The 25,152-nt window shown below is 67.8% G+C and carries 21 protein-coding genes and 1 tRNA gene; 19 read left to right on the top strand and 3 right to left on the bottom strand.

Annotation, left to right across the window (positions count from 1 at the left end; all coding sequences use genetic code 11):
• Window positions 1–6: 6 nt before the first annotated feature.
• The 3 genes from JQN66_RS10260 (at window position 7) to hisF (ending at window position 2,064) form a co-directional block, all read left to right on the top strand.
• Window positions 7–270 carry a phosphoribosyl-ATP diphosphatase gene (locus JQN66_RS10260; protein WP_188946769.1) on the top strand — a complete coding sequence of 88 codons (264 nt, stop codon included), beginning with the start codon at window positions 7–9 and terminating at the stop codon, window positions 268–270.
• 147 nt (window positions 271–417) lie between these two features.
• Window positions 418–1,266: an ATP phosphoribosyltransferase gene (gene hisG / locus JQN66_RS10255; protein WP_188946770.1), complete on the top strand. Its 849-nt coding sequence runs from the start codon at window positions 418–420 to the stop codon at window positions 1,264–1,266.
• A 27-nt stretch (window positions 1,267–1,293) separates the two neighbouring features.
• Entirely contained in the window at window positions 1,294–2,064 is a 771-nt protein-coding gene (gene hisF / locus JQN66_RS10250; RefSeq protein ID WP_188946771.1) for an imidazole glycerol phosphate synthase subunit HisF, read from the top strand.
• Window positions 2,065–2,152: 88 nt separating this feature from the next.
• On the opposite strand, the gene JQN66_RS10245 is transcribed toward hisF, so the two are convergent.
• Window positions 2,153–2,794, bottom strand: a complete 642-nt coding sequence (locus tag JQN66_RS10245) for a TIGR03085 family metal-binding protein (protein WP_239464210.1) — start codon at window positions 2,792–2,794, stop codon at window positions 2,153–2,155.
• 133 nt (window positions 2,795–2,927) lie between these two features.
• Here JQN66_RS10245 and hisI point away from each other — a divergent pair, with 133 nt between their 5' ends.
• The 11 genes from hisI to pyk all read left to right on the top strand — a co-directional run bounded on the left by hisI (window position 2,928) and on the right by pyk (window position 18,335).
• On the top strand, window positions 2,928–3,329 hold the full coding sequence (hisI, locus tag JQN66_RS10240) for a phosphoribosyl-AMP cyclohydrolase (protein WP_204674764.1): 402 nt from the start codon (window positions 2,928–2,930) through the stop codon (window positions 3,327–3,329).
• Window positions 3,330–3,431: 102 nt separating this feature from the next.
• A complete protein-coding gene (locus tag JQN66_RS10235) occupies window positions 3,432–5,000 on the top strand; it encodes an anthranilate synthase component I (protein ID WP_204674762.1) in 1,569 nt (522 codons plus the stop codon).
• Complete coding sequence (locus tag JQN66_RS10230) at window positions 4,997–5,587, top strand: Trp biosynthesis-associated membrane protein (protein ID WP_204674760.1); 591 nt, start codon at window positions 4,997–4,999, stop codon at window positions 5,585–5,587. The genes JQN66_RS10235 and JQN66_RS10230 overlap by 4 nt, the downstream gene beginning before the upstream one ends.
• A gap of 147 nt (window positions 5,588–5,734) precedes the next feature.
• Window positions 5,735–5,983, top strand: coding sequence for an HGxxPAAW family protein (locus tag JQN66_RS10225; protein WP_188946776.1), 249 nt, complete (start codon window positions 5,735–5,737; stop codon window positions 5,981–5,983).
• Between the two features lies 1 nt (window position 5,984).
• Window positions 5,985–6,809: an indole-3-glycerol phosphate synthase TrpC gene (trpC, locus tag JQN66_RS10220; protein ID WP_204674758.1), complete on the top strand. Its 825-nt coding sequence runs from the start codon at window positions 5,985–5,987 to the stop codon at window positions 6,807–6,809.
• Between the two features lie 114 nt (window positions 6,810–6,923).
• Complete coding sequence (gene trpB / locus JQN66_RS10215; protein WP_188946778.1) at window positions 6,924–8,258, top strand: tryptophan synthase subunit beta; 1,335 nt, start codon at window positions 6,924–6,926, stop codon at window positions 8,256–8,258.
• Entirely contained in the window at window positions 8,259–9,056 is a 798-nt protein-coding gene (gene trpA / locus JQN66_RS10210) for a tryptophan synthase subunit alpha (protein WP_204674756.1), read from the top strand.
• 1 nt (window position 9,057) lies between these two features.
• Window positions 9,058–10,101 (top strand): prolipoprotein diacylglyceryl transferase, encoded by a 1,044-nt coding sequence (gene lgt / locus JQN66_RS10205; protein WP_204674754.1) that lies wholly within the window; start codon window positions 9,058–9,060, stop codon window positions 10,099–10,101.
• Between the two features lie 563 nt (window positions 10,102–10,664).
• Window positions 10,665–15,275, top strand: coding sequence for a glutamate synthase large subunit (gene gltB, locus JQN66_RS10200; protein WP_204674751.1), 4,611 nt, complete (start codon window positions 10,665–10,667; stop codon window positions 15,273–15,275).
• Window positions 15,268–16,737 carry a glutamate synthase subunit beta gene (locus tag JQN66_RS10195; RefSeq protein WP_204674749.1) on the top strand — a complete coding sequence of 490 codons (1,470 nt, stop codon included), beginning with the start codon at window positions 15,268–15,270 and terminating at the stop codon, window positions 16,735–16,737. Before gltB ends, JQN66_RS10195 begins: the two co-directional genes overlap by 8 nt.
• Before the next feature lie 86 nt (window positions 16,738–16,823).
• On the top strand, window positions 16,824–18,335 hold the full coding sequence (gene pyk / locus JQN66_RS10190) for a pyruvate kinase (protein ID WP_204674747.1): 1,512 nt from the start codon (window positions 16,824–16,826) through the stop codon (window positions 18,333–18,335).
• 166 nt (window positions 18,336–18,501) lie between these two features.
• Here the strand turns inward: pyk and JQN66_RS10185 are convergent.
• Window positions 18,502–18,586 (bottom strand) — tRNA-Leu (locus JQN66_RS10185).
• A 190-nt stretch (window positions 18,587–18,776) separates the two neighbouring features.
• On the opposite strand from JQN66_RS10185, the gene JQN66_RS10180 reads away from it, so the two are divergent.
• The 4 genes from JQN66_RS10180 to JQN66_RS10165 all read left to right on the top strand — a co-directional run bounded on the left by JQN66_RS10180 (window position 18,777) and on the right by JQN66_RS10165 (window position 21,814).
• Window positions 18,777–19,394 (top strand): ANTAR domain-containing response regulator, encoded by a 618-nt coding sequence (locus tag JQN66_RS10180; RefSeq protein ID WP_204674745.1) that lies wholly within the window; start codon window positions 18,777–18,779, stop codon window positions 19,392–19,394.
• A gap of 301 nt (window positions 19,395–19,695) precedes the next feature.
• Window positions 19,696–20,955, top strand: coding sequence for an inorganic phosphate transporter (locus JQN66_RS10175; RefSeq protein ID WP_204674743.1), 1,260 nt, complete (start codon window positions 19,696–19,698; stop codon window positions 20,953–20,955).
• A complete protein-coding gene (locus JQN66_RS10170) occupies window positions 20,952–21,191 on the top strand; it encodes a hypothetical protein (protein WP_188946786.1) in 240 nt (79 codons plus the stop codon). Before JQN66_RS10175 ends, JQN66_RS10170 begins: the two co-directional genes overlap by 4 nt.
• 77 nt (window positions 21,192–21,268) lie before the next feature.
• Window positions 21,269–21,814 carry a dihydrofolate reductase family protein gene (locus JQN66_RS10165; RefSeq protein ID WP_204674741.1) on the top strand — a complete coding sequence of 182 codons (546 nt, stop codon included), beginning with the start codon at window positions 21,269–21,271 and terminating at the stop codon, window positions 21,812–21,814.
• A gap of 92 nt (window positions 21,815–21,906) precedes the next feature.
• Here JQN66_RS10165 and JQN66_RS10160 read toward each other — a convergent pair whose 3' ends face one another.
• Complete coding sequence (locus tag JQN66_RS10160; RefSeq protein WP_188946788.1) at window positions 21,907–22,392, bottom strand: hotdog fold thioesterase; 486 nt, start codon at window positions 22,390–22,392, stop codon at window positions 21,907–21,909.
• Between the two features lie 85 nt (window positions 22,393–22,477).
• Here JQN66_RS10160 and polA point away from each other — a divergent pair, with 85 nt between their 5' ends.
• Entirely contained in the window at window positions 22,478–25,090 is a 2,613-nt protein-coding gene (gene polA, locus JQN66_RS10155) for a DNA polymerase I (RefSeq protein WP_239464209.1), read from the top strand.
• Window positions 25,091–25,152: the final 62 nt, after the last annotated feature.

The raw sequence follows: 25,152 nt of genomic DNA, 5'->3' as shown, positions 1-25,152 counted from the left end.
GTGGATGTGAAAACTTTTGACGAGCTCTTCAGCGAACTGTCGCTCAAGGCCCAAACCCGCCCGGAAGGCTCTCGTACCGTCACCGAACTCGACTCCGGTGTCCACGGCATCGGCAAGAAAATCGTCGAGGAGGCCGCCGAAGTCTGGATGGCCGCAGAGTACGAATCGGACCAGGAAACCGCCGAGGAAATTTCGCAGCTGCTCTACCATGTGCAGGTTCTCATGATCGCCAAGGGACTGTCCCTGGCCGACGTTTACAAGCATCTCTAGCCGTCGCGCGGCCGCGGCGCGGATCCTTTTTCAGCGATCCGCGCCGCGCCAACGCACGGCGGCAGTAACAACGGCCAACGAAACCACTCCTTGGCGCTTGTTTTTGGCACCACGCCGCAGCGCCACACTCCCGAAAAGAGTCACTCCATGCTCCGCGTAGCCCTGCCCAACAAGGGTGCCCTGTCCGACATCGCCTCCACCATGTTCAAGGAGGCCGGCTACCTCCAGCGCCGCGATTCCCGCGAACTGGTCATGGTCGACGAGGACAATAACGTTGAATTCTTCTACCTGCGTCCCCGCGACATCGCCGTCTACGTCGGCCGCGGCATCCTGGACGTCGGCATCACCGGCCGCGACCTGTACCTGGACGCGGATGTCGACGACGACGTCGAAGAGCTGATCCCGCTGGGCATCGGCAAATCGGCCTTCCGCTTCGCCGCTCCGGTCGGCGCCTATACCGAGGCCAGCCAGCTGAACGGCAAGCGCATCGCCACCAGCTACGACGTGCTGCTGCGCCACTATCTGGAAAAGTCGGGCATCCAGGCCTCCGTCGTCCGCCTGGACGGCGCCGTGGAATCCTCGGTCCGCCTGGGCGTGGCCGACGCGATCGCCGATGTCGTGGAAACCGGCAACACCATCAAGGCCGCCGGCATGGAGATCTTCGGCGAGACCCTGCTGGCCTCCGAGGCCGTGCTGATCGGCCGCATCGGCCACCAGCCCGCCGGGCTGGACGTGCTCACCCGCCGCCTGAGCGGCGTGCTCGTCGCCCGCCAGTACGTGATGCTGGACTACGACGTGCGCCGCGACCTGGTGGAACAGGCCTGCGCGCTGACCCCCGGCCTGGAATCGCCGACCGTTTCCGACCTGGCGAACTCCGACTGGTGCGCGGTGCGCGCCATGGTCAAGAAGTCGCAGACCAACAACATCATGGACGAGCTGTACGACGTGGGCGCCCGCGCCATCCTGGTCAGCCAGATCCACGCCTGCCGCATCTAGCCGGCCCCACCCAAGGAGCACAACGCGATGAGTGTTGCAATTCGAGTGATTCCCTGCCTCGACGTCGATGCCGGGCGCGTGGTCAAGGGCGTGAACTTCGAAGGCCTGCGCGACGCCGGGGACCCGGTGGAGCTCGCCCGCCGCTACAACCTGGCCGGCGCCGACGAACTGACCTTCCTGGACGTCACCGCCTCCAGCTCGGACCGCGAGACCACCTACGAGGTGGTCCGCCAGACCGCCGAGGAGGTCTTCATCCCGCTGACCGTCGGCGGCGGCGTGCGCGCCGTGGAAGACGTCGACCGGCTGCTGCGCAACGGCGCGGACAAGGCGTCGATCAACACCGCCGCGGTTTCCCGGCCCGAGGTCATCAACGAGATCACCGAGCGCTTCGGCTCGCAGGTGCTGGTGCTGTCGCTGGATGCGCGCCGCACCACCGACCCGGCGATCGCCTCCGGGTTCGAGGTGACCACCCACGGCGGCCGCCAGGGCACCGGGATGTGCGCGGTGGCCTGGGCCAAGGAAGCCGCCGAGCGCGGCGTGGGTGAGATCCTGCTGAACTCCATCGACGCCGACGGCACCAAGGACGGGTTCGACCTGGAGATGATCCGCGCCGTGCGCAAGGAGGTCAGCGTCCCGCTGATCGCCTCCGGCGGCGCCGGGCGCCCGGAGGACTTCCCGCCGGCCATCGAGGCCGGGGCCGACGCGGTGCTCGCGGCCTCGATCTTCCACTTCGGCCCGACCGACATGATCGCCCGCGTCAAGCAGCAGATCCGCGAGGCCGGCTACCCGGTCCGCTAGCGGCGTCCACGCAAAGGTGCCGGCCCCCTCGGGGGCCGGCACCTTTTGCGTTGGTATCAGGTCCGCGGGATCGCGTCGGCCCCGGACGCTAGAGCGATGGCCTGTAGCTTTTGATGATGTCCAGCGCGGTGTCCCCGCCCTCGAAGGTCACCAGGCAGTGGTCGGTGCGCCCGAAGGCGTAGAGCATGAGCTCGGCGACCGGGCCGCTGATCGACACCGCGTTGCGGGCCTTCTTGGCCACGTGGCGCTGGCCGTCCGGGCGGGTGAGGATGATGCCGACCGGGGCCTTGCGGAACAGCAGCCGGGACATCCGGGTCAGCGACTGCCAGAGCAGCTCGGTGTACTCCTTGTCCAGCACGCGCGGCGCCCACTGCCCGCGGGCGCGGCGCACGTCCTCGGTATGGACGAAGTATTCGCTCAGGTTCGCGGCCTGGTCCACCTTGTCGATGGAGAACGGCGAGTACTTCGCCGGTCCCGAGCGGAAGCGGCGCACCAGCGCGGCGTAGCGTTCGGGGGACTGCGCCTCGTCGGCGGTCTGCCGCAGCTTCTCCTCCAGTTTCCCGGACAGCGGCTTGAAGAGCGTGCCGGCGGAGAGCAGCGAATTCTCGCGCAGGACGAGGTGCGCGGCCAGGTGGCGGGTCTGCCAGCCGGCGCACAGGGTTTCGGCGGTGGGACCTGCTGCCAGCAGCGTCTCGGCCAATGCCAATCGGGAAGCGTGAACTAAGTGCATCACCTCTGAAACTAGCACGCTTCGCCGCGCCGTGCGCGCAACACGACTCGGGTGTCGGGACCCGGGGCCAGGAGGCCGTCGGCCGCAGGTCACGGGGCGCGCAATCGGGCGTGCACCCAGTATGCTGTAGGGGATGGCTACTTCTCATGGGGGTCCGCGGCCGGACCCCGAATTCCCGGAACTCGACCCTGCGATTGCGCGGCGTCTCAAGCGCGATGCCAACGGCCTGTTCGCCGCGATCGTGCAGCAGCACGACACCGGCAGGGTGCTCATGCTCGGCTGGATGGACGACGAGGCCCTGCGCCGCACGCTGTCCACCGGCCGGGTGACCTTCTTCTCCCGCTCCCGCCAGGAGTACTGGCGCAAGGGCGATACCTCCGGACACTTCCAGTTCCTGAAGTCCGCGGCGCTGGACTGCGACGGCGATGCGCTGCTGCTGCAGGTCGACCAGGTGGGCGCGGCCTGCCACACCGGCACCGAATCCTGCTTCACGGGACGCGAGCTGCCGGCAGTCGTCGGCCACCGCCCGGCCTAGGCCGCCCCGGAACCGTCCGCACTGACCAGGCATCGCCCGCACCAAGGCCCGCGCACGGGCCGGACGACCAGAGCATCGACCAGCGCCTAGAAGAAGAAACAGATGAAAACCCTCGGCACCATTTCACCCACCCGCGAGGCATTCCTCGCCATGGCGGCCACCCGCCGCGTCATCCCGGTCACCCTGTCGGTGCTGGCCGACTCGCTGACCCCGATCGGCCTGTACCGCACCCTGGCCGGCGGCCGCCCGGGCACGTTCCTGATGGAGTCGGCCGCCGCCGGCGGCGTCTGGAGCCGCTACTCCTTCATCGGCGTGAACTCGCCGGCCACCCTGAGCACCCGCAGCGGCGAGGCCTACTGGCAGGGCACCGCCCCGGCCGGCCTGCCCTCCGGCGGCGTCGGCGTCGAGGTACTGCGCGACACCGTGCGTGCCCTGCACACCGCGCCGATCCCCGGCATGCCACCGCTGACCGGCGGCATGGTCGGCTTCATCGGCTGGGACTGCGTGCGCCACTGGGAGAAGCTGCCCAACCCGCCGGCGGACGACCTGGACCTGCCCGAGCTGAGCATGAACCTGGTCGGGGACATGGCGGTGCACGACGCCACCGAGGGCACCGTGACGCTGATCGCCAACGCCATCAACTTCGATGACAGCGATGAGCGCGCCGAGGCGGCCTACGACGCCGCCGTCGCGCGCCTGCAGGCCATGCTCGACCAGCTGGCCGTCCCGGTGCAGGGCGCGGCCGCCGTGCTGACCGGCACCGACGTGCCCCGCGAGCAGCTGATGGATTCGGTCACGCATTCCTGGGCTGAAAACGAGTACCTGCAGGCGCTGGCCAAGTCCAAGACGGCCATCGTGGACGGGGAGGTCTTCCAGATCGTGGTCTCCCGCCGCTTCGAGCTGGAGACCCGGGCCGACGCGCTGGATGTCTACCGGGTGCTGCGCGCCACCAACCCCAGCCCCTACATGTACCTGTTCAACTTCGTCAACGAGCACGGCGAGCCGTTCCAGATCGTCGGCTCTTCCCCGGAAGCGCTGGTCACCGTCAACGACGGCCACGTCGTCACCCACCCGATCGCCGGCTCCCGGCCGCGCGGGGCGAACTACGAGGAAGACCAGCTGCATGAGAAGTCGCTGGTCAACGACCAGAAGGAACGCGCCGAGCACCTGATGCTGGTGGACCTCTCGCGCAACGACCTTTCGCGGGTCTGCCAGGCCGGCAGCGTGGAGGTCACCCAGTTCATGGAGGTCGAGCGCTTCAGCCACATCATGCACTTGGTCTCCAACGTCGTGGGCAAGGCGCGTGAGGACGTGGACGCGTACGACGTGCTCGCCGCGACCTTCCCCGCCGGCACCCTTTCCGGGGCGCCGAAGCCGCGCGCCCTGCAGCTGCTCGACCAGTACGAGCCCTACCGCCGCGGCATCTACGGCGGCGTGGTGGGCTACCTGGACTTCGCCGGGGACATGGACATGGCCATCGCCATCCGCTCCGCGCTGCTCAAGAACGGCCGCGCCTACGTGCAGGCCGGCGGCGGCATCGTGAACGACTCCAAGTTCGCCGACGAGGCCCTGGAAACCGTGAACAAGGCGGCCGCGCCGCTGCGAGCCGTGTGGGCCGCGCAGTCCATGCGCGCCGCGCACACCACCACCGAATCGGATGAGAGCAAGTGAAGCAGACACTGACCGCCCGCAACCTGGCCTTCCTCGGCGCGCTGGGCGCCGTGATCGTGCTGTGGTCCGCCACCCGCACCTGGATCACCGTCGACGTGGCCTCCGGCACCGTGCAGATCCCGCAGATCGTGGTCGACGGAGCCTCCGCGGCGGCCGCCACCACCGCGCTGTCCATCGCGGTGCTGGCCGGATCGCTGGCGCTGCTGATCGCCGGCAAGATCTCCCGCTACATCATCGCGGCCATCTGCCTGCTGGCCGGCATCGCGATCATCGCCGCCGGCGCGGCTACGCTGGCCGACCCGCAGGCCGCGGCCTTCACCGCGGTGTCCACCGCGACCGGGCTGGCGCAGAACGCCGCGCAGTATTCGGTGAGCGCCTGGCCGGCAGTGGCCGTCGCCGGCGGCGCGCTGATCGCCGTGCAGGCGGTGCTCGTGCTGGTCTTCGCCCGAAGCTGGGCGGTCAAGGCGGACAAGTACTCCCGTTCGGCCGGGAAAACCGCGGTCGAACCCAAGGATGCTTCCTCGCGGAACATCTCCAGCTGGGAACAGCTTTCGGACGGCGAGGACCCCACCGCGGATCGCCGCTGAGCGTGATTCCGGCCACCTGCCCGACACGTTCGCGGCAGGAATAGGCCTGAAGCGAATTCAGATGGCAGAATGGAACCAGCAGATCACCGTGCGGGTCCCGGAACCGGGCGCGCACACGCACCACAACTACCAAGGAGACATCGAGCAATGTCGCAGAAAACCGACATCGATCCGGTATACACCGAGCAGATCGGCCACGGCAACTCCGTCGCTGCCTGGGCTTGCGTCCTGACCATGATGGTCGGCGCCATTGCCGGCGGCATCGCCTTCGCAAACCTGAACTGGACCTTCTTCTGGGTTTCCATGGGCGTCGTCGTCCTAGGCCTGGTCCTCGGCGGCGTGCTGAAGGCCGCCGGCTTCGGAGTGGGCGGTTCGCGCAGCGGAGCAGCTCACTAAATTGACTGTTCTTGATGACATCATCGCGGGCGTCCAGGAAGACCTGGGCGCCCGTCGCGCGCTTCAGAGCCTTGAGGCTGTCAAGCGCCGCGCGGCGCAGGCGCCTGCCGCGCTCGACGCCTACGCCGCGCTGGGCGGCCATGCCGACCCCGCGCAGCGCGACACCACGCTGCGGGTGATCGCCGAGGTCAAGCGCAAGTCCCCGTCCAAGGGCGCGCTGGCCGAGATCCCGGAGCCGGCAGTGCTGGCCGCCGAGTACGAGGCCGGCGGCGCCTCGGTGATCTCCGTGCTGACCGAAGCCCGTCGCTTCGGCGGCTCGCTGGAGGACCTGGACGCCGTGCGCTCCGCGGTGCGCATCCCGGTGCTGCGCAAGGACTTCACGGTCGACGAGTACCAGATCTACGAGGCCCGCGCCCACGGCGCCGACCTCGTGTTGCTCATTGTTGCGGCGCTGGATGACCAGACGCTGCGAACTTTTCTAGAATTGACCCATGACTTGGGAATGAACGCCCTGGTGGAGACCCACACCGAGGAGGAGATCGCACGTGCGGTCGCCGTCGGCGCGAAGATCATCGGCGTGAACGTGCGCAACCTGAAGACGCTGGATGTGGATCCGGCGAACTTCGGCAAGCTCGCCCACCTGCTGCCGGTCGGCGCGGTCATCGTCGCCGAATCCGGCGTGGAGTCCACCGTGCAGGTGCGCCAATACGCCGCGGACGGCGCCGACGCGATCCTGGTCGGCGAGGCGCTGGTCAAGCACGCCGACCCGCGCACCTCGGTGCGGGAGTTCATCCAGGCAGGAACCGCGGCCAAGCCGCAGCGCTGAGGCGGTTGACCCGCCTAGGTGCAGCCCACCAAACTGATCGTGCCCCGCAGGAAGCTTCCGGCGGGGCACGAAATCTACCACGATTGACGTTTCGTTGAAGGAAAGAGGGAATCGATGAGCACACCGGAGCACTCCGAGCACGCCGACTCGATCGACCAGCAGTCGCTAAAGCACGCCAGCGGCCCGTACTTCGGTGCCTACGGCGGACGATGGATGCCAGAATCCCTCATGGCCGCGATGGACGAGCTGAACGAGACCTTCGAAGCGGCCAAGAACGACCCCGAGTTCGTCGCCCAGGTGCGCGACCTGAACACCAACTACTCCGGGCGCCCCTCGCTGCTGACCGAGGCCAAGCGCTTCTCGGAGCAGTTCTGCGGCGGGGTGCGCATCTTCCTCAAGCGCGAGGACTTGAACCACACCGGAAGCCACAAGATCAACAACGTGCTGGGCCAGGCGCTGCTGGCCAAGCGCATGGGCAAGACCCGCATCATCGCGGAGACCGGGGCTGGCCAGCACGGCGTCGCCTCGGCGACCGCCGCCGCCCTGATGGGCCTGGAATGCGTGGTCTACATGGGCGCGGAGGACTGCCGCCGGCAGGCGCTGAACGTCGCCCGGATGCGCCTGCTGGGCGCCACCGTCATCCCGGTGACCGTCGGCTCCCAGACGCTGAAGGACGCGATCAACGAAGCGCTGCGCGACTGGGTCGCCAACGTGGAAACCACGCACTACCTGCTGGGCACCGCCGCCGGCGGGGCGCCGTTCCCGGCGATGGTCCGCTATTTCCACGAGGTCATCGGCGAGGAGGCCCGCGAGCAGATCCTCGCGCAGGCCGGACGCCTGCCCGACGCGGTCACCGCGTGCATCGGCGGCGGCTCGAACGCCATCGGCATCTTCCACGGTTTCCTGGATGACAAGGACGTGGCGTTGTACGGCTTCGAGGCCGGGGGCGACGGCGTGGACACCGACCGCCACGCCGCGACCATCACCCTGGGCCGCCCCGGCGTGCTACACGGCGCGAAGAGCTACCTGATGCAGGACGACGACGGGCAGACCATCGAGTCGCACTCGATCTCCGCCGGCCTGGACTACCCGGGCGTCGGCCCCGAGCACGCGTTCCTGGCCGACATCGGCCGCGTGAACTACGAACCGGTCACCGACACCGAGGCGATGGACGCGTTCAAGGCGCTGTGCCGCACCGAGGGCATCCTGCCGGCGATCGAGTCCTCCCACGCGCTGGCCGGCACCATCCGGCTGGCGCAGAGGATGATCGCCGACGGCGCCGCCCCGGAAGAGACCATCATCATCGTGAACCTCTCCGGCCGCGGGGACAAGGACGTGGGCACCGCCGCCGCCTGGTTCAACATGATCGACGAAAAAGACGCAGACGCGGAGATCAGCGGCGCCGCGGCGGCCGCCGAGCGCTCCGCAGCGGACAGCGAGGAGAAGTAGATGACCCGGGTAACCAGCGCCCAGAAGATCGCCGCGGCCCGCGCCGAGGGCCGCCCGGCACTGATCGGCTACCTGCCTGCGGGCTTCCCGGACGTGCCCACCAGCATCGAGGCGGCCGTCGCGCTGGCCGAGAACGGCGTGGACATCATCGAGATCGGCATTCCGTACTCCGACCCCGTGATGGACGGCGAGGTCATCCAGGCCGCCACCGTGCAGGCCCTGGCGAACGGCTTCCGCGTGGCCGACGTGTTCGAGATCGTGCGTGGCATCACCTCGCGCACCGACGCCGCCGTGATGGTCATGACCTACTGGAACCCGGTGCTGCGCATGGGCGTGGACGAGTTCGCCCGCCGCTTCGCGCAGGCCGGCGGCTCCGGGCTGATCACCCCCGACCTGGTGCCGGAGGAAGCCGGCGAGTGGATCGAGGCCAGCGAGAAGCACGATCTGGAACGCGTGTTCCTGATCGCCCCGTCCTCCACCGAACAGCGTGTGCAGCGCACCGTCGACGCCTCCTCGGGCTTCATCTACTGCGTTTCGCTGATGGGCGTGACCGGGGCCCGCTCGGAGGTGTCCTCCGCCGCGCAGGCGGTGGTGGACGCCGCCCATGAAGCCGGAGCGGAAAACGCCTGCGTGGGACTGGGTGTCTCCAAGCGCGAGCACGTGCAGGAGATCGGCGCCTACGCGGACGGGGTCATCGTGGGCACCGCCCTGGTCGCCGCGCTGCGCGACGGGGGAGTGGCCGCGGTGGGAGCCCTGGCCGCCGAGCTGAGCGGCGCCGCCGCCAAGGAGCACGCCTAGGATGAACCTGCCCGCACAGCTTGCCCTGGCCCTGCCGGCCTCCATCCCGTCGCCGCCGGCGGAGTTCTCCAAGTTCTCCATCGGCCCGCTGACCATCCACGCCTACGCGCTGTGCATCCTGGCGGGCATCCTGCTGGCCCTGTGGGTGACCAACCGCCGGCTGACCGCGCGCGGCGGCAACTCGGACATGCTTTGGGACATCGTCATCTGGGCGATCCCCTTCGGCATCGTCGGCGGGCGGCTTTACCACGTGTTGATCACCGACCCGGGGTACTACTTCGGCCTGGGCGGGCAGCAAGCCCACTGGGCTGAAATACCCCAGCTGTGGCTGGGCGGGCTGGGCATCATGGGAGCGATCTCGCTCGGCGCGGTCGGCGCGCTGATCGGCTGCCGGCGGGCCGGGGTCAGGCTCTCTGCCTTCGCCGACGCCGCCGCCCCGGGCGTGCTGCTCGCGCAGATGGCCGGACGCTGGGGCAACTGGTTCAACCAGGAGCTCTTCGGCGCCCCGACCACCCTTCCCTGGGGCCTGGAGATCGACCCGGGCAACCACAACTTCCCGGCCGGGCTGCCGGCGGACACGCTGTTCCACCCGACGTTCCTGTATGAATCGGTCTGGAACCTGCTGGGCTTCTTCGTGCTGATCGGGCTGGACCGCAAGTTTCAGCTGCGCCGCGGCGCACTGTTCTGGTGCTACGTGATCTGGTACGGCATCGGCCGCACCTTCACCGAGTCGCTGCGCCTGGATCCGGCCGAAATCATCACCATCGGCCCGCTGTCCCTGCGCATCCACCAGTGGCTGGCCATCGGCTTGATCGTGCTGGGCACCGTCGCGCTGGTCTACGTGCTGGCCAAACTGCGCCCGCAGCACCAGGACTCGATCTTCCTTCCGGGCCGCGAACCGGAGCTTGCGCCAGCGGGGCGCGAGGCGAAGGCCGACGGGGCCGAGGGCCTCGCGAAGCCTTCCGGCACCGAACCATCCGGCACCGAAGCTTCCGGCACGGAGCCATCCGGCACGGCCAGCTCCGAGGGCGGGTCGGAGGACTAGCCGCACGACGCCGCACAGGGGACCATCCACCAGGATGGTCCCCTGTTCCGTCCCAGCCCGGCCGCGCCGCAGGGGGACGTCAAAAAACCGATTCCGAACGACATATTTGCCGCGCCGGAGATCACTGCCGGGTCTCGCCCGCAACATGCCTGAAACATTCCGGCCCCCTGGAACCGGCGCAATCAGCGGTGCGGGCTGCGCGCCCGCCTGCCGTCGCCCTCCGGCATTGCGGAAAGTCCTAGGCGCTTTTAACATTTCGGAAACACAACCGTGCGCTCGAAAGAAACAAACGGTGCGTAGTCTGAATTCCACGCGCCGCACCGGAAGCCTCCCCACCCCGCGGAGACCCGGCGGTGCGTGAACCACAACGAGGTGGGAACCGTTCGTCCCTCGAAACCTCGACCGTAGAGCCCACCGGCGCTACCAGTTCGATGTGTTTGGGCACGATGACGAAACACAGGTGGCCGGCAGCCGATGGAGCACAGCACCGAGCATTGATGCCGCGCAGCGAATTGTCGCCAGCCGGACCGCCTTTCCTGCTTGAACCATAGAAAGGCACGCTCATGAGCATGACCGGAGTCCAGTTGAACGCCTCGCCAGATTTTGGCGGGGGACGCCCCTCGCCCTACACCCGATTCTCCGCCGTGCCCCCCGCGCAAGGCCTGTACGACCCCGCCGCAGAGAAGGACGCCTGCGGCCTGGCGATGATCGCATCGCTGAAGAACTCCGCGTCCCACGAAATCGTCTCCCACGCGCTGACCGCCCTGCGCCGCCTGGAGCACCGCGGCGCGATCGGCGCCGACGAAGGCACCGGCGACGGCGCCGGCATCCTGCTCCACCTGCCCGACGCCTTCCTGCGCAGCGTCGCCGACTTCGCCCTCCCGGCCCCCGGGTCCTACGCCGTCGGCATGGGCTTCCTGCCCGCCGAGGCCGCCGAACTGCAGCTGGCCCGCGAGGAGCTCGAAGCCCTCGCCGACGAGGAAAACCTCACCGTGCTCGGCTGGCGCGACGTGCCGGTGGACGCCTCCGTGCTGGGCGCCTCGGCCCGCGCCGTGATGCCGCACATCACCCAATTCTTCGTCGCCGCCCGCAGCGGCGCCGCCGCGCGCGAGCTCGACGCCGCCGCCTGGCGCATCCGCCGCCGCGCGCACAACAAGTCAGGCGTCTACTTCGCCTCGTTCTCCTCGCAGAGCATCGTCTACAAGGGCATGGTCTCCACCGCTCAGCTGGAGCCGTTCTACCCGGACCTGTCCGATCCCGGGTTCGCCAGCCGCTGCGCGATCGTGCATTCGCGCTTCTCCACCAACACCTTCCCCTCCTGGCCGCTGGCCCAGCCCTTCCGCACCATCGCGCACAACGGCGAGATCAACACGGTCAAGGGCAACCGCAACTGGATGCGCGCCCGCCAGGCCACGCTGTCCTCCGAGCTGCTCGGCGAAGTGCCCGAGGAACTGTTCCCGATCTGCACCGCCGGCGCCTCGGACTCCGCCTCCTTCGACGAGGTCGCCGAGATGCTCATGCTCTCCGGGCGCAATGTCGCCGAGGCGATCATGATGATGATCCCGCAGCCGTGGGAGAACGACGCAGCCATGGACGCGGACCTGCGCGCCTTCTACCAGTACCACTCGATGCTGATCGAGCCGTGGGACGGCCCGGCCGCCGTGTGCTTCACCGACGGCACGATGGCCGGCGCGGTGCTCGACCGCAACGGGCTGCGCCCGGCCCGCTGGTGGGTCACCGACGACGACCTGGTGGTGCTGGCCAGCGAGGTCGGCGTGATCGACGTCGCCGAGGAACACATCCTGGCCAAGGGCCGCGTCGCACCGGGCAAGATGTTCGCCATCGACCTGGACGCCGGGCGCATCGTGCAGGACGCCGAGATCAAGGCGCAGGTCGCCGCCGCCAAGCCGTGGCGCGAGTGGGTGGCGCAGAACCTGAAGTCGCTGGACGACTTCCCGGACCTGGAGCACGTGCGCCACAATTCGGCCTCCGTGCTGCTGCGCCAGCTGACCTTCGGCTACACCACCGAGGAACTGCGCGTCATCCTGGCCCCGATGGCCGCCAACGGCGCCGAGCCGCTGGCCGCCATGGGCACCGACACCCCGATCGCCGCGCTGGCGGACCGCCCGCGCCTGCTGTTCGACTACTTCACCCAGTCCTTCGCGCAGGTCACGAACCCGCCGCTGGACGCCATCCGCGAGGAGCTGGTCACCTCCCTGGGCACCTCGATCGGGCCCGACGGCAACCTGCTGGCGCTGGACCGCGTCCCGCAGACCCACCTGGCGCTGGACTACCCGGTGCTCTCCAACGACCAGCTGGCCAAGATCGTGAACCTGCGCGATGAAGCCGGTGCCAAGTACTCGCTGAAGGTGCGCGGGCTCTACCGCCCCACCGGCGGCGAATCCGAGCTGCGCGCCCGGCTGCAGGAAATCTGCGAGAAGGTTTCGGCCGCGGTGAACCGCGGGGTGCGCTACATCGTGCTCTCGGACCGCGACTCCTCGGCCGCCTGGGCGCCGATCCCGTCGCTGCTGCTCACTTCCGCGGTGCACCACCACCTGCTCAAGAGCTCGATGCGCACCCGCGTGTCGCTGATCATCGAGTCAGGCGACGCCCGCGAGGTGCACCACATCGCGGCGCTGGTCGGCTACGGCGCCAGCGCCATCAACCCCTACCTGGCCCTGGAGTCCGTGGAGCAGATGGCCGACAACGGCGAGCTGCCCGGCGTGGGCCCGGCCAAGGCCGGCGCCAACCTGATCAAGGCCCTGGGCAAGGGGCTGCTGAAGATCATGAGCAAGATGGGCATCTCCACGGTCTCCTCCTATTGCGGGGCGCAGACCTTCGAGGCCCTCGGCCTGTCCCAGCGCGTGGTGGACCAGTACTTCACCGGCACCGCCACCAAGCTCTCGGGCATCGAGCTGGACGTGGTGGCCGCCGAGGCCGCCGCCCGGCACGCCCGCGCCTACCCGCAGATCGCCGGCGGCGCGCAGCCTGCCGAGCTGGAAACCGGGGGTGAATACCAGTGGCGCCGCGAAGGCCCGCCGCACCTGTTCAACCCGGAAACCGTCTTCCGGCTGCAGCACTCCACCCGGACCCGCCGCTACGACGTGTTCAAGGAGTACACCAAGGCCGTCGACGACCAGGCCGCGGAGCTGAAGACCCTGCGCGGGCTGCTTCAATTCGACACCGCCGGCATCACCCCGATCGACATCGACGAGGTCGAGCCGGTCTCCGAGATCGTCAAGCGGTTCGCCACCGGCGCGATGAGCTACGGCTCGATCTCCGCCGAGGCGCACGAGACCCTGGCCATCGCGATGAACCGGCTGGGCGCGAAGTCCAACACCGGCGAGGGCGGCGAGGACCCCGAGCGGCTGCTGGACCCGCAGCGCCGCAGCGCGGTCAAGCAGATCGCCTCCGGACGCTTCGGCGTGACCAGCCTGTACCTGACCAACGCGGACGACATCCAGATCAAGATGGCCCAGGGCGCCAAGCCCGGCGAGGGCGGCCAGCTGATGAGCCAGAAGCTGTACCCGTGGATCGCCAAGACCCGGCATTCCACCCCGGGCGTCGGGCTGATCTCCCCGCCGCCGCACCACGACATCTACTCGATCGAGGACCTGGCCCAGCTGATCCACGACGCCAAGTGCGCCAACCCCTCCGCGCGCGTGCACGTGAAGCTGGTCTCCGAGTCCGGCATCGGCACCGTCGCGGCCGGCGTGGCCAAGGCCAAGGCCGACGTGGTGCTGGTCTCCGGGCACGACGGCGGCACCGGCGCCTCGCCGATCAACTCGCTCAAGCACGCCGGCACCCCGTGGGAGCTGGGCCTGGCCGAGGCGCAGCAGACGCTGATCCTCAACGGGCTGCGCGACCGCGTGACAGTGCAGGTCGACGGCCAGCTGAAGACCGGGCGCGACGTGCTCGTCGGCGCCCTGCTGGGGGCCGAGGAGTTCGGTTTCGCCACCGCCCCGCTGGTGGTCTCGGGCTGCATCATGATGCGCGTGTGCCACCTGGACACCTGTCCGGTGGGCGTGGCCACGCAGAACCCGGTGCTGCGCGAGCGCTTCTCCGGCAAGGCCGAGTTCGTGGTGAACTTCTTCGAGTTCCTGGCCCAGGAGGTGCGCGAACTGCTCGCCAGCCTCGGGGCCCGCACACTGGCCGAGGTCGTCGGCCGCGTCGAGCTGCTGAAGGTCGACCGGGACCAGCTGGATGCGCACCGGAAGGTCGCCGGCCTGGCGCTGGATGCGATCACCCACGTGCCCGACGTGCCGCTGGCTGCCCGCAGCCGCCGGACCTTCCAGGACCACGGGCTCCAGTCGCACCTGGACCAGCAGCTGCTGGCCGCCGCCCAGCCGGCGCTGGCGGACCGGCTGCCGGTGGCCATCGAGGCGCAGATCGCGAACACCGACCGCTCGGTGGGCACCCTGCTGGGCCACCACGTGACCAAGACCTTCGGGCTGGACGAGCTGGATGCGGACACCATCAAGGTGAACCTCGCCGGCCGCGCCGGCCAGTCGCTGGGCGCGTTCCTGCCCGCCGGCATCACCCTGTCCCTCTCCGGCGACGCGAACGACTACGTCGGCAAGGGCCTGTCGGGCGGGCGGATCGCGATCCATCCGCCGCAGCGCACCGAATCCGCCCCTGAGGAGCAGGTCATCGCCGGCAACGTGGTGGGCTACGGCGCCACCAGCGGGCAGCTGTTCATCAACGGCTGCGTGGGCGAACGCTTCGCGGTGCGCAACTCCGGGGCCACCCTGGTCGTGGAGGGCATCGGCGAGCACGGCTGCGAGTACATGACCGGCGGCACCGTGCTGGTGCTGGGGGAGACCGGGCGCAACTTCGGCGCCGGCTTCTCCGGAGGCACCGCCTGGGTGCTGGACTTCGATGCGGCCACCTTGAATCCGCTGGCCGCCGCCGATGGCGACCTGCTGATCCGGCCGCTGGACGACGCGGAAGCGGAGGCGGTCTACGCGCTGCTCACCGAGCACATCGCGCTGACCGCCTCGCCGCTGGCCCAGCGCCTGGTGCTGGACTGGGAACGCACCCGCACCCGCTTTACCAGCATCATCCCGCGCGGCTTCGCCGCCGTGCAGCAACTGCGAAGCGACGCCCTCGCGGCCGGGGACAACCCGGACTCGCCGGACGTCTGGACCAAAATCCTGGAGGTGACCCGTGGCTGATCCACGCGGATTCTTGACGGTGACCGAACGCGTCACCCAGCCCAAGCGGCCGGTGCCGATCCGGCTCATGGACTACCGGGAGGTGACCGAACGCCAGGCGGCCGGCACCCTGAAGTCCCAGGCCGGGCGCTGCATGGACTGCGGCGTGCCGTTCTGCCACAACGGCTGCCCGCTGGGCAACCTGATCCCGGAGTTCAACGACCTGGTCTACAAGGACCGGATGGACGACGCCGCCGCCCGGCTGCTGAGCACCAACAACTTCCCGGAGCTCACCGGGAAGCTGTGCCCGGCCCCCTGCGAGGCTTCCTGCGTGCTGGGCATCAACCAGCCGGCGGTGACCATCAAGCAGGTCGAGGCCGAGCTGGCCGAGCACCTGATGGACGCGGGGGAGTTCACCCCGGCCCCGCCGGCGCGCCACACCGAGTTCCGCGTGGCGATCGTCGGCTCCGGCCCGGCCGGCCTGGCCGCCGCCCAGCAGCTGACCCGCGCCGGGCACACCGTGGCGGTCTACGAGCGCGACGAGGCGATCGGCGGGCTGCTGCGCTTCGGCATCCCGGACTTCAAGCTGGAGAAGCACGTCGTCGACCGCCGCCTGGAGCAGATGCGCGCGGAAGGCACGATTTTCCGCACCGGCATCGAGATCGGCAGGGACATCACCTGGCAGCAGCTGCGCCGCGACTACGACGCCGTCATCGTCGCCACCGGTGCCACCGTTCCGCGCGAACTGCCCGTGCCCGGCCGCGAGCTGGACGGGGTGCACCACGCGATGGAATTCCTCGTCGAGAACAACCGCGTGGTGGCAGGCCTGAAGCCCGAGCGCAGCATCGATGCCAAGGGCAAGCACGTGGTCGTGCTGGGCGGCGGAGACACCGGGTCGGACTGCATCGGCACCGCGCTGCGCCAGGGGGCGGCCAGCGTCACCACGCTGGCGATCGGCAAGCAGCCCGGCACCGAACGCAGCGAGAACCACCCGTGGCCTATGATGCCGGTGCTCTTCGAGGTGCAGTCCTCGCATGAGGAAGGCGGGACGCGCAGCTACCTGGCCTCGACCGTGGACTTCGTGGCCGGCGAGGGCAGCAAGCAGAACGCCGTGATCGGTGTTACAGTGGCAGAGACAGAATTTGTTGCTGGCAAGCGCCTCCCGAAGCCCGGAACCGAACGCGTCATCAAGGCGGATCTGGTTTTGCTTGCCCTCGGGTTCACCGGTCCGGAAGATTCCGGGTTGGTCGAACAGGTCAGTACCGAATTCGACAACCGGGGCAACGTCGCCCGAGATGGCTACTACATGACGAACACCGATGGGGTGTTCGCCGCCGGGGACTCCGGACGGGGACAGTCGCTGATCGTGTGGGCAATCGCCGAGGGGCGCGCCTGCGCAGCCTCGGTGGACAAGTACCTCATGGGCTCGACCACGCTTCCCGCGCCCGTAGCTCCAACCGATAGGGCCATCAGCATCATTTGAGAGTCACAGGCTTGAATGCGGCACACCCCACCCGGGGTGGGCCGCATTTTGCCTACGGTTTACATGAAAGGCATATGGCTGACGGAATGAGACGCGCAAAGATTGTTGCTACCTGGGGCCCTTCCCTGGCGAGCTATGAAAACACCGTAGCGGTACTGAAGGCGGGCGTCGACGTGGCCCGCTTGAACATGAGCCACGGGGACCACTCCATGCACGCGCAGTCCCTGGCGAACGTGCGCAATGCGGCCGCTGAGGTCGGCCGCGCGGTCGGCGTCTTCGCCGACCTGCAGGGCCCGAAGATCCGGCTGGGCCGCTTCAAGGACAACGCGAAGTACATCCTGGAACCGGGCGAGGAATTCACCATCACCATCGAGGAGGTCGAAGGCACCCGCAACCTGTGCGGCACCACCTTCAAGGGCCTGCCCACCGATGTCCAGGTGGGCGATTTCCTGCTGGTCAACGACGGCAAGGTGAAGCTCAGGGCCATCGAGGTCACCGACACCGAGGTGCGCTCCGAGGTGGTTGTCGGCGGCGAGGTGTCCAACAACAAGGGCATCAACCTGCCAGGGGTGGCGGTCAACGTGCCGGCGCTGAGCGAGAAGGACGAGGACGACCTGCGTTGGGCGCTGCGCGCCGGCATCGACATGGTCGCGTTGTCCTTCGTGCGCAACGCCAGCGACATCGAGCGCGTGCACGAGATCATGGACGAAGAAGGCCGCCGCGTGCCGGTCATCGCCAAGATCGAGAAGCCGCAGGCCGTTGCCGCGCTGGAGGAGATCGTCAATTCCTTCGACGCCATCATGGTCGCCCGCGGCGATCTGGGCGTGGAACTGCCGCTGGAGGACGTGCCGGTGGTGCAGAAGCGCGCCGTGGAGCTGGCCCGCCGCTGGGCGAAGCCGGTCATCGTCGCCACCCAGGTGCTCGAATCCATGATCGAGTCGCCTACCCCGACGCGCGCCGAGGCCTCGGACTGCGCCAACGCGGTGCTCGACGGCGCCGACGCGGTCATGCTCTCGGGGGAGACCTCGGTGGGCGCCTACCCGGTGGAGACCGTGGAGACCATGTCCCGCATCATCGCCTCCACCGAGGAGCACGGCCTGGACCGCATCCCGCGCCTGGGCTCCAAGCCCAAGACCCGTGGAGGGGCGATCACCCGCGCTGCGGTGGAGATCGCCGACCAGCTCGATGCGAAGTACATCGTGGCGTTCACCCAGTCCGGCGACTCGGCCCGGCGCCTGTCGCGCCTGCGCCCGAAGAAGCCGGTGCTGGCGTTCACCCCGCTGCAGCAGACCTACAACATCATGACCCTGATGTGGGGTGTCCAGGCGCGACTGGTCGCCTACGCGGACCACACCGACAAGATGACCGCGCAGGTCGACGAGGCACTGCTCTCCGAGGGGCTGGCCGAGCCGAACGACATCGTCTGCATCGCCGCCGGTTCCCCTCCGGGACAGGCCGGATCGACCAACTCGCTGCGCGTGCACAAGGTCGGTGACCTGGCCGACGCAGGCCAGCTGGTCAACGGCAAGCCGATGCCCGCCCGCGAAACGGTCGGCCCGTGGGATCCGGAAAACGTTTCCGTGCCCAAGTCGCTGTAACCAGGCGGACGCCGGCCCGCAGGACCCGTTTGCGCCACGTTTATCGTGGTGCGGGCGGGTCCTTTGCCGTGCTCGGCCGGGTGCCGCCGGGGAGGTCGTGCGGGGCGGCGCGAAACGTGAAAAAACCGCTGGCCGCAGTTGGATAACTGCGGCCAGCGGTTTGTATTGGTGCCCAAGGTGGGACTCGAACCCACACATCTTTCGATACCGCATTTTGAGTGCGGCGCGTCTACCGATTCCGCCACTTGGGCGAGCACAAAGAATATCCTACTTGAGGGTTCAGTGATTTCCTAATTGAGTTCATGGGCGATTTCCGCCGTGATTTCAGTGCAAGCCAGTAGGCTTGGAAGTGACACTGAGGCAACGGGGCTTCAAGTACTGGAACCACCGAAATCTGCCGATCATGATGGCAGGAATTCTTAAGACGAAGGACGGCGCCGAATGAGCGAGCTACCAGAAATTACCCGAATCCCCTCCGAGCCGAGCAACTCGCCGCGCCGCGTGATCGTGGCCGAAGACGAGACGCTGATTCGCCTGGATATCGTCGAAATTCTGCGTTCCGAAGGCTACGACGTCGTCGCCGAGGTCGACAACGGCCAAAGCGCACTGGAGCAGGCCCGCGAGCTGAAGCCGGATCTGGTGTTGATGGATGTGAAGATGCCGGTCATGGACGGCATTACCGCTGCCGAGGCCATTGTGAAGGAACGTATCGCCCCGGTGGTCCTGCTGACCGCATTCAGCCAGAAAGAGCTCGTGGAGCGTGCCCGCGAAGCCGGCGCCATGGCGTACGTGGTCAAGCCGTTCACCCCGGCCGACCTGACCCCGGCGATTGAAATCGCGATCTCCCGCAACGACGAACTGCGTGCGCTGGAGGACGAAGTCTCCAGCTTGGCCGAGCAGTTCGAGACCCGCAAGCTGGTGGACCGGGCCAAGAGCTTGCTGATCACCAAGATGGGCTTGAGTGAGCCCGAGGCCTTCCGCTGGATCCAGAAGACCTCGATGGACCGTCGTTTGAGCATGCGACAGGTCGCCGAAACCGTCATCGATCAGGTGAAGTAACCGGCGTAGTGCCGCTATTGCGCTGAAATGTGCGTCAGACCACCTGTGGTTTGACGCACATTTTTTATTTCAGCCGCGGTGCGCGGAATCTGCGTTGCCGGTGTTTGCGCAGGAAGTTGCAGGTTGTTCACCTTCCGTTAACCTTGTGTTGCCATGGTGGACATGTTGACGAACCATTTCATGGGCATAAGATTGAAATTACGCGCTGACCCTTGGTTTGGCGCGCCCTCCAACTCGCAACACGGATCGTCCGCGGTCCACGTAATTTTCCTTGCCGTTCGACCCCTCAGGCTGGTATTCAATGGATTTGACGCTTATCGTCGTCCTGGTCATTGCCTTGGCGTTGTTTTTCGACTTCACCAATGGTTTCCATGACACGGCCAATGCGATGGCCACCCCAATCGCAACCGGGGCAATCTCGCCCAAAAAAGCAGTTGCCCTCGCCGCAGTTTTGAACCTCGTCGGCGCGTTCCTTTCCACGGAAGTCGCCAAGACGATCTCCGGCGGCATCATCAACGAGGACCCCACCACGGGCGTCGCCATCGGCCCGGCCATGATTTTCGCCGGCCTGATGGGTGCGGTGATCTGGAACCTGCTGACGTGGCTGCTGGGACTGCCATCCAGCTCCTCCCACGCGTTGTTCGGCGGCCTGGTGGGCGCGGCGATCGTCGGTGCCGGATTCGGCGCCGTGAACTACGGCGTGCTGCTCTCCAAGGTGCTGCTGCCGGCCATCGTGGCCCCGCTGATCGCCGGTATCTCCGCATACCTGTGCACCAAGCTGGCCTACGCGATCACCAAGCGCCAGTCGGGGACCTCGCCCAAGCGCGGAGGTTTCCGCTACGGACAGCTCTTCTCCTCCTCGCTGGTGGCACTGTCGCACGGTACCAACGATGCGCAGAAGACCATGGGTGTTATCACCCTGACGCTGGTCGCCTCGGGCCTGCAGGACGCCGGCTCGCCGGTGCATTTCTGGGTTGTCGCGGCCTGTGCGTTTGCGATCGCGCTGGGTACCTACACCGGCGGCTGGCGCATCATCCAGACCATGGGTTCCGGCCTGACCGACGTGAAGCCTGCACAGGGCTTCGCCGCCGAGATGTCCACCGCATCGGCGATCCTGACCTCCTCGCACCTGGGCTTCGCGCTGTCGACCACCCAGGTCGCCTCCGGATGGGTGATCGGTTCGGGTCTGGGCCGCAAGGGTGCGGAAGTCCGCTGGGGCACCGCCGGGCGCATCGCCCTGGGCTGGCTGTTCACCCTGCCGGCCGCCGCCATCGTCGGCGGTCTGGCGGCGTGGATCACGCATGCGGGGACCATCGGCGTGGTTATCGTCGCAGCAGCCGGGCTGGCCGCAATGCTGGCCATCTGGGTGCTGTCCCGCAAGAACCCGCACACCCATGAAACCGCGCTGTCGGATATCGACAACTCCGGTGCAGCGGTGAACATCCTGAGCAAGAAGGAACGCCGCGCGAAGGCCAAGGCGGAAGCCAAAGCCAAGCAGCAGGCCCTGCGCGCCAAGGCTGAACGCGAGGAAGCCGAAGAAGAAAAGGTTGACAACGCATGATCGACTGGACAGCATTTCTGATCGTTGCCGTCGTTACGTGGGCTGCGGCCCTGCTGATCGTGGGCGCGTATTCCCTGGGCGTGCGCCTGCTGGCCGTGGCCAAGGACGAGGGCGCCAAGTCGGGCCTGCATAAGTCCGGTGCCTACGCCTGCTTCACGCTGTGCGGGCTGATCGTCGCTTTCGGCGTTGTGCTGATCGTGCCGCAGCTGAGCGAGGCAATCCTGGGGGTCTCCTAGGCCCACCGGCCTGACCTGCCGGGAACCGGCGGACAACTGAATATTGCCTTCGATGGAGGCACCCATAGACTAGAGCCATGACAAGCTTCAAGTACTACGTGGGTGCCTCCATCGACGGTTTCATCGCAGATCGCGCAGGGGATGCGCATTGGCTCCAACCGTTCACCAAGCTGGCCGGGGTTCGGGAGCACTTCGACGAATTCTTCGCCGGCATCGGCGCGGTGGTGATCGGCGGCAAAACCTACGAGAACATCGCCCGCGACGTGGCCGAGGGCAAGCTGGAATGGATCTACGGGGACAAGCCGGTGTGGGTCTTCACGCACCACGAGCTGCCGACCGTGCCCGGGGCCGATTTGACCTTCATCCGCGGCGAGCTCGGCTTCTGGAGCCGCGATATTGCGCGCAGCGCCTCGGTGGGCGACGTCTGGGTGGTCGGAGGCGCGGATCTGGCCGGCGGCTTCGTGGAGGCCGGCATGCTCGACGAGCTGCTGCTGATCACCGTGCCGGTGCTGCTGGGGGACGGAGCGAACATCTTCGGCCGCGGCGTGAGCATGGAACTGGATGGGCTGGAGCTCAAGGAGCTGGGCGGCAACGTCTTCGCCTCGCGCTACGCGATCGGCTGATTGACCGCCCGCCAGCCGACGGCTCACTGCAAGAAAGCGCCCGTCCCGGCTCCAGCCGGGACGGGCGCTTCGACTTCATGCAGGGGCGGGAGCTAGGGCTCGACTGGCAGCAGCATGTTGGTGATGCGGGCGGTAGCCACGCGCTTGCCGTCTTCGTCGCTGATCACGATTTCGTGGGTGGTGCTGCGCCGGCCCAGGTGCAGCGGCGTGCAGACGGCGCTGACCAGTCCGGCGCGCCCGGCGCGGTGGTGCGTGATGTTCAAGTCCACGCCCACCGGGTTGGCCTTGCCGGCCCCGTGCAGCGCGGCGGCGAAGGAACCCAGGGTTTCGGCCAGCGCGGCCGAGGCGCCGCCGTGCAGGATGCCCCTCACCTGGGTATTGCCCTGCACCGGCATGGTGGCGCAGAGCCGGTCGACCGCGAAGTCGGTGAAGACGATGCCCAGCTTCTGGACCAAGGTGCCCACCCCGTGGTCCGACAGGAAGGGCCACATGCCCTCGGGGACGCCGTGGGAGGAAAGCTGCTCCGCAAATGGGTGTGCTGAAGATTGCGCGGGTTGGGAAGTGAAATTGTCGCTCATGCCAACTAGGCTTTCAGGTGTGAGCGAAACTACCAAACCGACGCCCACGTCGGACAACAGACTGCTGATCATCGACGGACACTCCATGGCATTCCGCGCGTTCTATGCGCTGCCGGCGGAGAACTTCGCCACGAGCACCGGTCAGCACACCAACGCCGTGCACGGCTTCGTCTCGATGCTGCTGACAATGATCCGCCAGCAGAAGCCGACCCACGTCGCGGTGGCCTTCGACCTGGACACCCCGACCTTCCGCGTGCAGGAATACAGCGAGTACAAGGGCGGACGCAACAAGACGCCGGAAGAGTTCTACGGGCAGATCGAGCTGATCCAGCAGGTCATGCAGGCGATGAACATTCCGAGCATCAGCCTGGACCCGTTCGAGGCCGACGACATCCTGGCCACCCTGTCCACCCGCGGCGAGAAGGCCGGCTTCAGGGTGCTGGTGGTTTCCGGCGACCGCGACGCCTTCCAGCTGATCACCGACAAGACCTTGGTCTTGTACCCGAAAAAGGGCATCAGCGATATTCCGCTGATGGATGCCGATGCTGTCGAGGCCAAGTACTTCGTGCGCCCCGAACGCTACTCCGATCTGGCGGCACTGGTCGGCGAATCGGCCGACAACCTTCCCGGGGTGCCCGGCGTGGGCCCGAAGACCGCTGCCAAGTGGATCAACCAGTACGGCGACCTGGCAGGCATTCTCGAACACGCCGAAGAGATCAAGGGCAAGGTCGGCGAGTCGCTGCGCGCCCACGTGGACAACGTGACCCGCAACCGCCGCCTGAACCAGCTGCGCCACGACCTGGACCTGCCGGTGACCCTGGACGAGATGGAGCTGGTGGCGCCGAACCGCGAAGAGATCGAGAACCTGTTCGACGCGCTGGAATTCAACACCCTGCGCAAGCGCCTGTTCGACCTGTTCGCGGCGCAGGAGGAGGAGACCGCCCCGGAGGTCGCCGAATTCGCCCGCGTCATCACCGACGACGAGCAGTCCCTGGCGGCCTTCCTGGCCGCCGGCGACGGCGCCCCGATCGCCATCCAGCCCGGCGTCGCGAACGGCGAGGCCGTCGGCCTGGGGCTGTTCCGCGGCAACGAGGCCGCCTGGGTGGAGCTTTCGGCCCTGGACCAGGCGACCGAAGCAGTGCTGGCGGACTTCTTGGCGGACGCCGATGCTCCGAAGGTTTTCCACGATGCGAAGGCCGCCATGCATCTGCTGGCCGATCGCGGGCTGGAAGTCGCGGGGATCGCCGACGACACCCTGATCAGCGCGTACCTGATCCAGCCGGACCGGCGCAGCCACGAACTGGTCGACCTGGTGCAGTACCACATGAAATACCAGGTGCCGGTTTACCAGGCGAAGAAGGGCGAACTCGATCTGGGGCTGGCCGGGGAGCTGGCCGAACCGACCCTGGCCCAGGCGCAGGCAATCTTCGATTTGTCCGCCTTCCTGGACGCCAAGCTGGTGGAGAAGCACGCGGACAAGCTGGCCCGTGACATGGAGCTGCCGCTGATTCCGGTGCTCTTCGCCATGGAACGCGCCGGCGTCGCAGTGAACCGCGAACGCCTCGATGAGCTGCGCGCGCATTTCACCGCCCAGGTGGACCAGTCGACCAACGAGGCGTTCGCCGCCATCGGCCACGAGGTCAACCTCTCCAGCCCCAAGCAGCTGCAGGTGGTGCTGTTCGAGGAGCTGGACCTGCCGCGCACCAAGAAGATCAAGACCGGCTACACCACCGACGCCGAGTCGCTGTCGGACCTGCTGGTCAAGACCGGGCATCCGTTCCTCATCGCGCTAATGGCCTACCGCGACGCGATCAAGCTGCGCCAGACCGTGGACGGGCTGCTCAAGGCGGTGCACCCTGACGGGCGCATCCACACCACCTACGCGCAGACCGTTGCGGCCACCGGCCGCCTGTCCAGCCTGAACCCGAACCTGCAGAACATCCCGGTGCGTTCGGAGGAGGGCCGGCGGATCCGCGACGTGTTCGTGGTCGGAAAGGGCTACGAAACCCTGCTGACCGTGGACTACTCGCAGATCGAAATGCGTATCATGGCGCACCTGTCGGGCGACGAGGGCCTGATCGAGGCCTATCGCAACGGCGAGGACCTGCACCGCTATGTCGGCTCGCGCGTGTTCAACGTGGAGCCGGCCGAGGTCACCTCCGAGATGCGCTCCAAGGTGAAGGCGATGAGCTACGGCCTGGCCTACGGGCTGAGCAGCTTCGGGCTGTCCAAGCAGCTGAAGATCGGCGTGGACGAGGCGCGCAAGCTCATGAAGGACTACTTCGACCGCTTCGGCGCCGTGCGCACCTACCTGCGCTCGGTCGTCGAGCAGGCCCGAAAGGACGGTTACACCGAGACGATCTTCGGCCGCCGCCGCTACCTGCCGGAGCTGAACAGCTCCGACCGGCGCCTGCGCGACATCGCCGAGCGCGCCGCGCTGAACGCCCCGATCCAGGGCTCGGCCGCGGACCTGGTCAAGGTCGCGATGCTCAAGATCGCCGACGGGCTGGCCGCCGGCGGATACGCTTCGCGGATGCTGCTGCAGGTGCACGATGAACTCGTGCTGGAGATCGCCCCCGGCGAGCTGGACGCGGTGCGCGAGCTGGTGACCCTGGAAATGGGCCGCGCCGCGGACCTGCTCGTTCCGCTGGACGTCCAGCCGGGCGTCGGCGCCACCTGGCACGAGGCGGCGCACTAGCCGCCCCGCCGGGCCGTACCCTCGCCGGTGCGGCCCGGCGGCGCAGCACTTCCTCCCACCGC

The organism is Glutamicibacter protophormiae (assembly GCF_016894325.1).
Taxonomy (GTDB): domain Bacteria; phylum Actinomycetota; class Actinomycetes; order Actinomycetales; family Micrococcaceae; genus Glutamicibacter; species Glutamicibacter protophormiae.
The sequence above is the reverse complement of the archived record's forward strand: the minus strand, read 5'-3'. Positions and strand labels throughout refer to the sequence as shown.

What these genes read in the sequence shown, in the direction of transcription:
- hisG (WP_188946770.1), top strand. Translation starts at nt 418, where the DNA reads ATGCTCCGCGTAGCCCTGCCCAACAAGGGTGCCCTGTCCGACATCGCC.
- hisF (WP_188946771.1), top strand. Translation starts at nt 1,294, where the DNA reads ATGAGTGTTGCAATTCGAGTGATTCCCTGCCTCGACGTCGATGCCGGG.
- JQN66_RS10245 (WP_239464210.1), bottom strand. Translation starts at nt 2,794, where the DNA reads ATGCACTTAGTTCACGCTTCCCGATTGGCATTGGCCGAGACGCTGCTG.
- hisI (WP_204674764.1), top strand. Translation starts at nt 2,928, where the DNA reads ATGGCTACTTCTCATGGGGGTCCGCGGCCGGACCCCGAATTCCCGGAA.
- JQN66_RS10235 (WP_204674762.1), top strand. Translation starts at nt 3,432, where the DNA reads ATGAAAACCCTCGGCACCATTTCACCCACCCGCGAGGCATTCCTCGCC.
- JQN66_RS10225 (WP_188946776.1), top strand. Translation starts at nt 5,735, where the DNA reads ATGTCGCAGAAAACCGACATCGATCCGGTATACACCGAGCAGATCGGC.
- trpB (WP_188946778.1), top strand. Translation starts at nt 6,924, where the DNA reads ATGAGCACACCGGAGCACTCCGAGCACGCCGACTCGATCGACCAGCAG.
- trpA (WP_204674756.1), top strand. Translation starts at nt 8,259, where the DNA reads ATGACCCGGGTAACCAGCGCCCAGAAGATCGCCGCGGCCCGCGCCGAG.
- lgt (WP_204674754.1), top strand. Translation starts at nt 9,058, where the DNA reads ATGAACCTGCCCGCACAGCTTGCCCTGGCCCTGCCGGCCTCCATCCCG.
- gltB (WP_204674751.1), top strand. Translation starts at nt 10,665, where the DNA reads ATGAGCATGACCGGAGTCCAGTTGAACGCCTCGCCAGATTTTGGCGGG.
- pyk (WP_204674747.1), top strand. Translation starts at nt 16,824, where the DNA reads ATGAGACGCGCAAAGATTGTTGCTACCTGGGGCCCTTCCCTGGCGAGC.
- JQN66_RS10180 (WP_204674745.1), top strand. Translation starts at nt 18,777, where the DNA reads ATGAGCGAGCTACCAGAAATTACCCGAATCCCCTCCGAGCCGAGCAAC.
- JQN66_RS10175 (WP_204674743.1), top strand. Translation starts at nt 19,696, where the DNA reads ATGGATTTGACGCTTATCGTCGTCCTGGTCATTGCCTTGGCGTTGTTT.
- JQN66_RS10170 (WP_188946786.1), top strand. Translation starts at nt 20,952, where the DNA reads ATGATCGACTGGACAGCATTTCTGATCGTTGCCGTCGTTACGTGGGCT.
- JQN66_RS10165 (WP_204674741.1), top strand. Translation starts at nt 21,269, where the DNA reads ATGACAAGCTTCAAGTACTACGTGGGTGCCTCCATCGACGGTTTCATC.
- JQN66_RS10160 (WP_188946788.1), bottom strand. Translation starts at nt 22,392, where the DNA reads ATGAGCGACAATTTCACTTCCCAACCCGCGCAATCTTCAGCACACCCA.
- polA (WP_239464209.1), top strand. Translation starts at nt 22,478, where the DNA reads ATGGCATTCCGCGCGTTCTATGCGCTGCCGGCGGAGAACTTCGCCACG.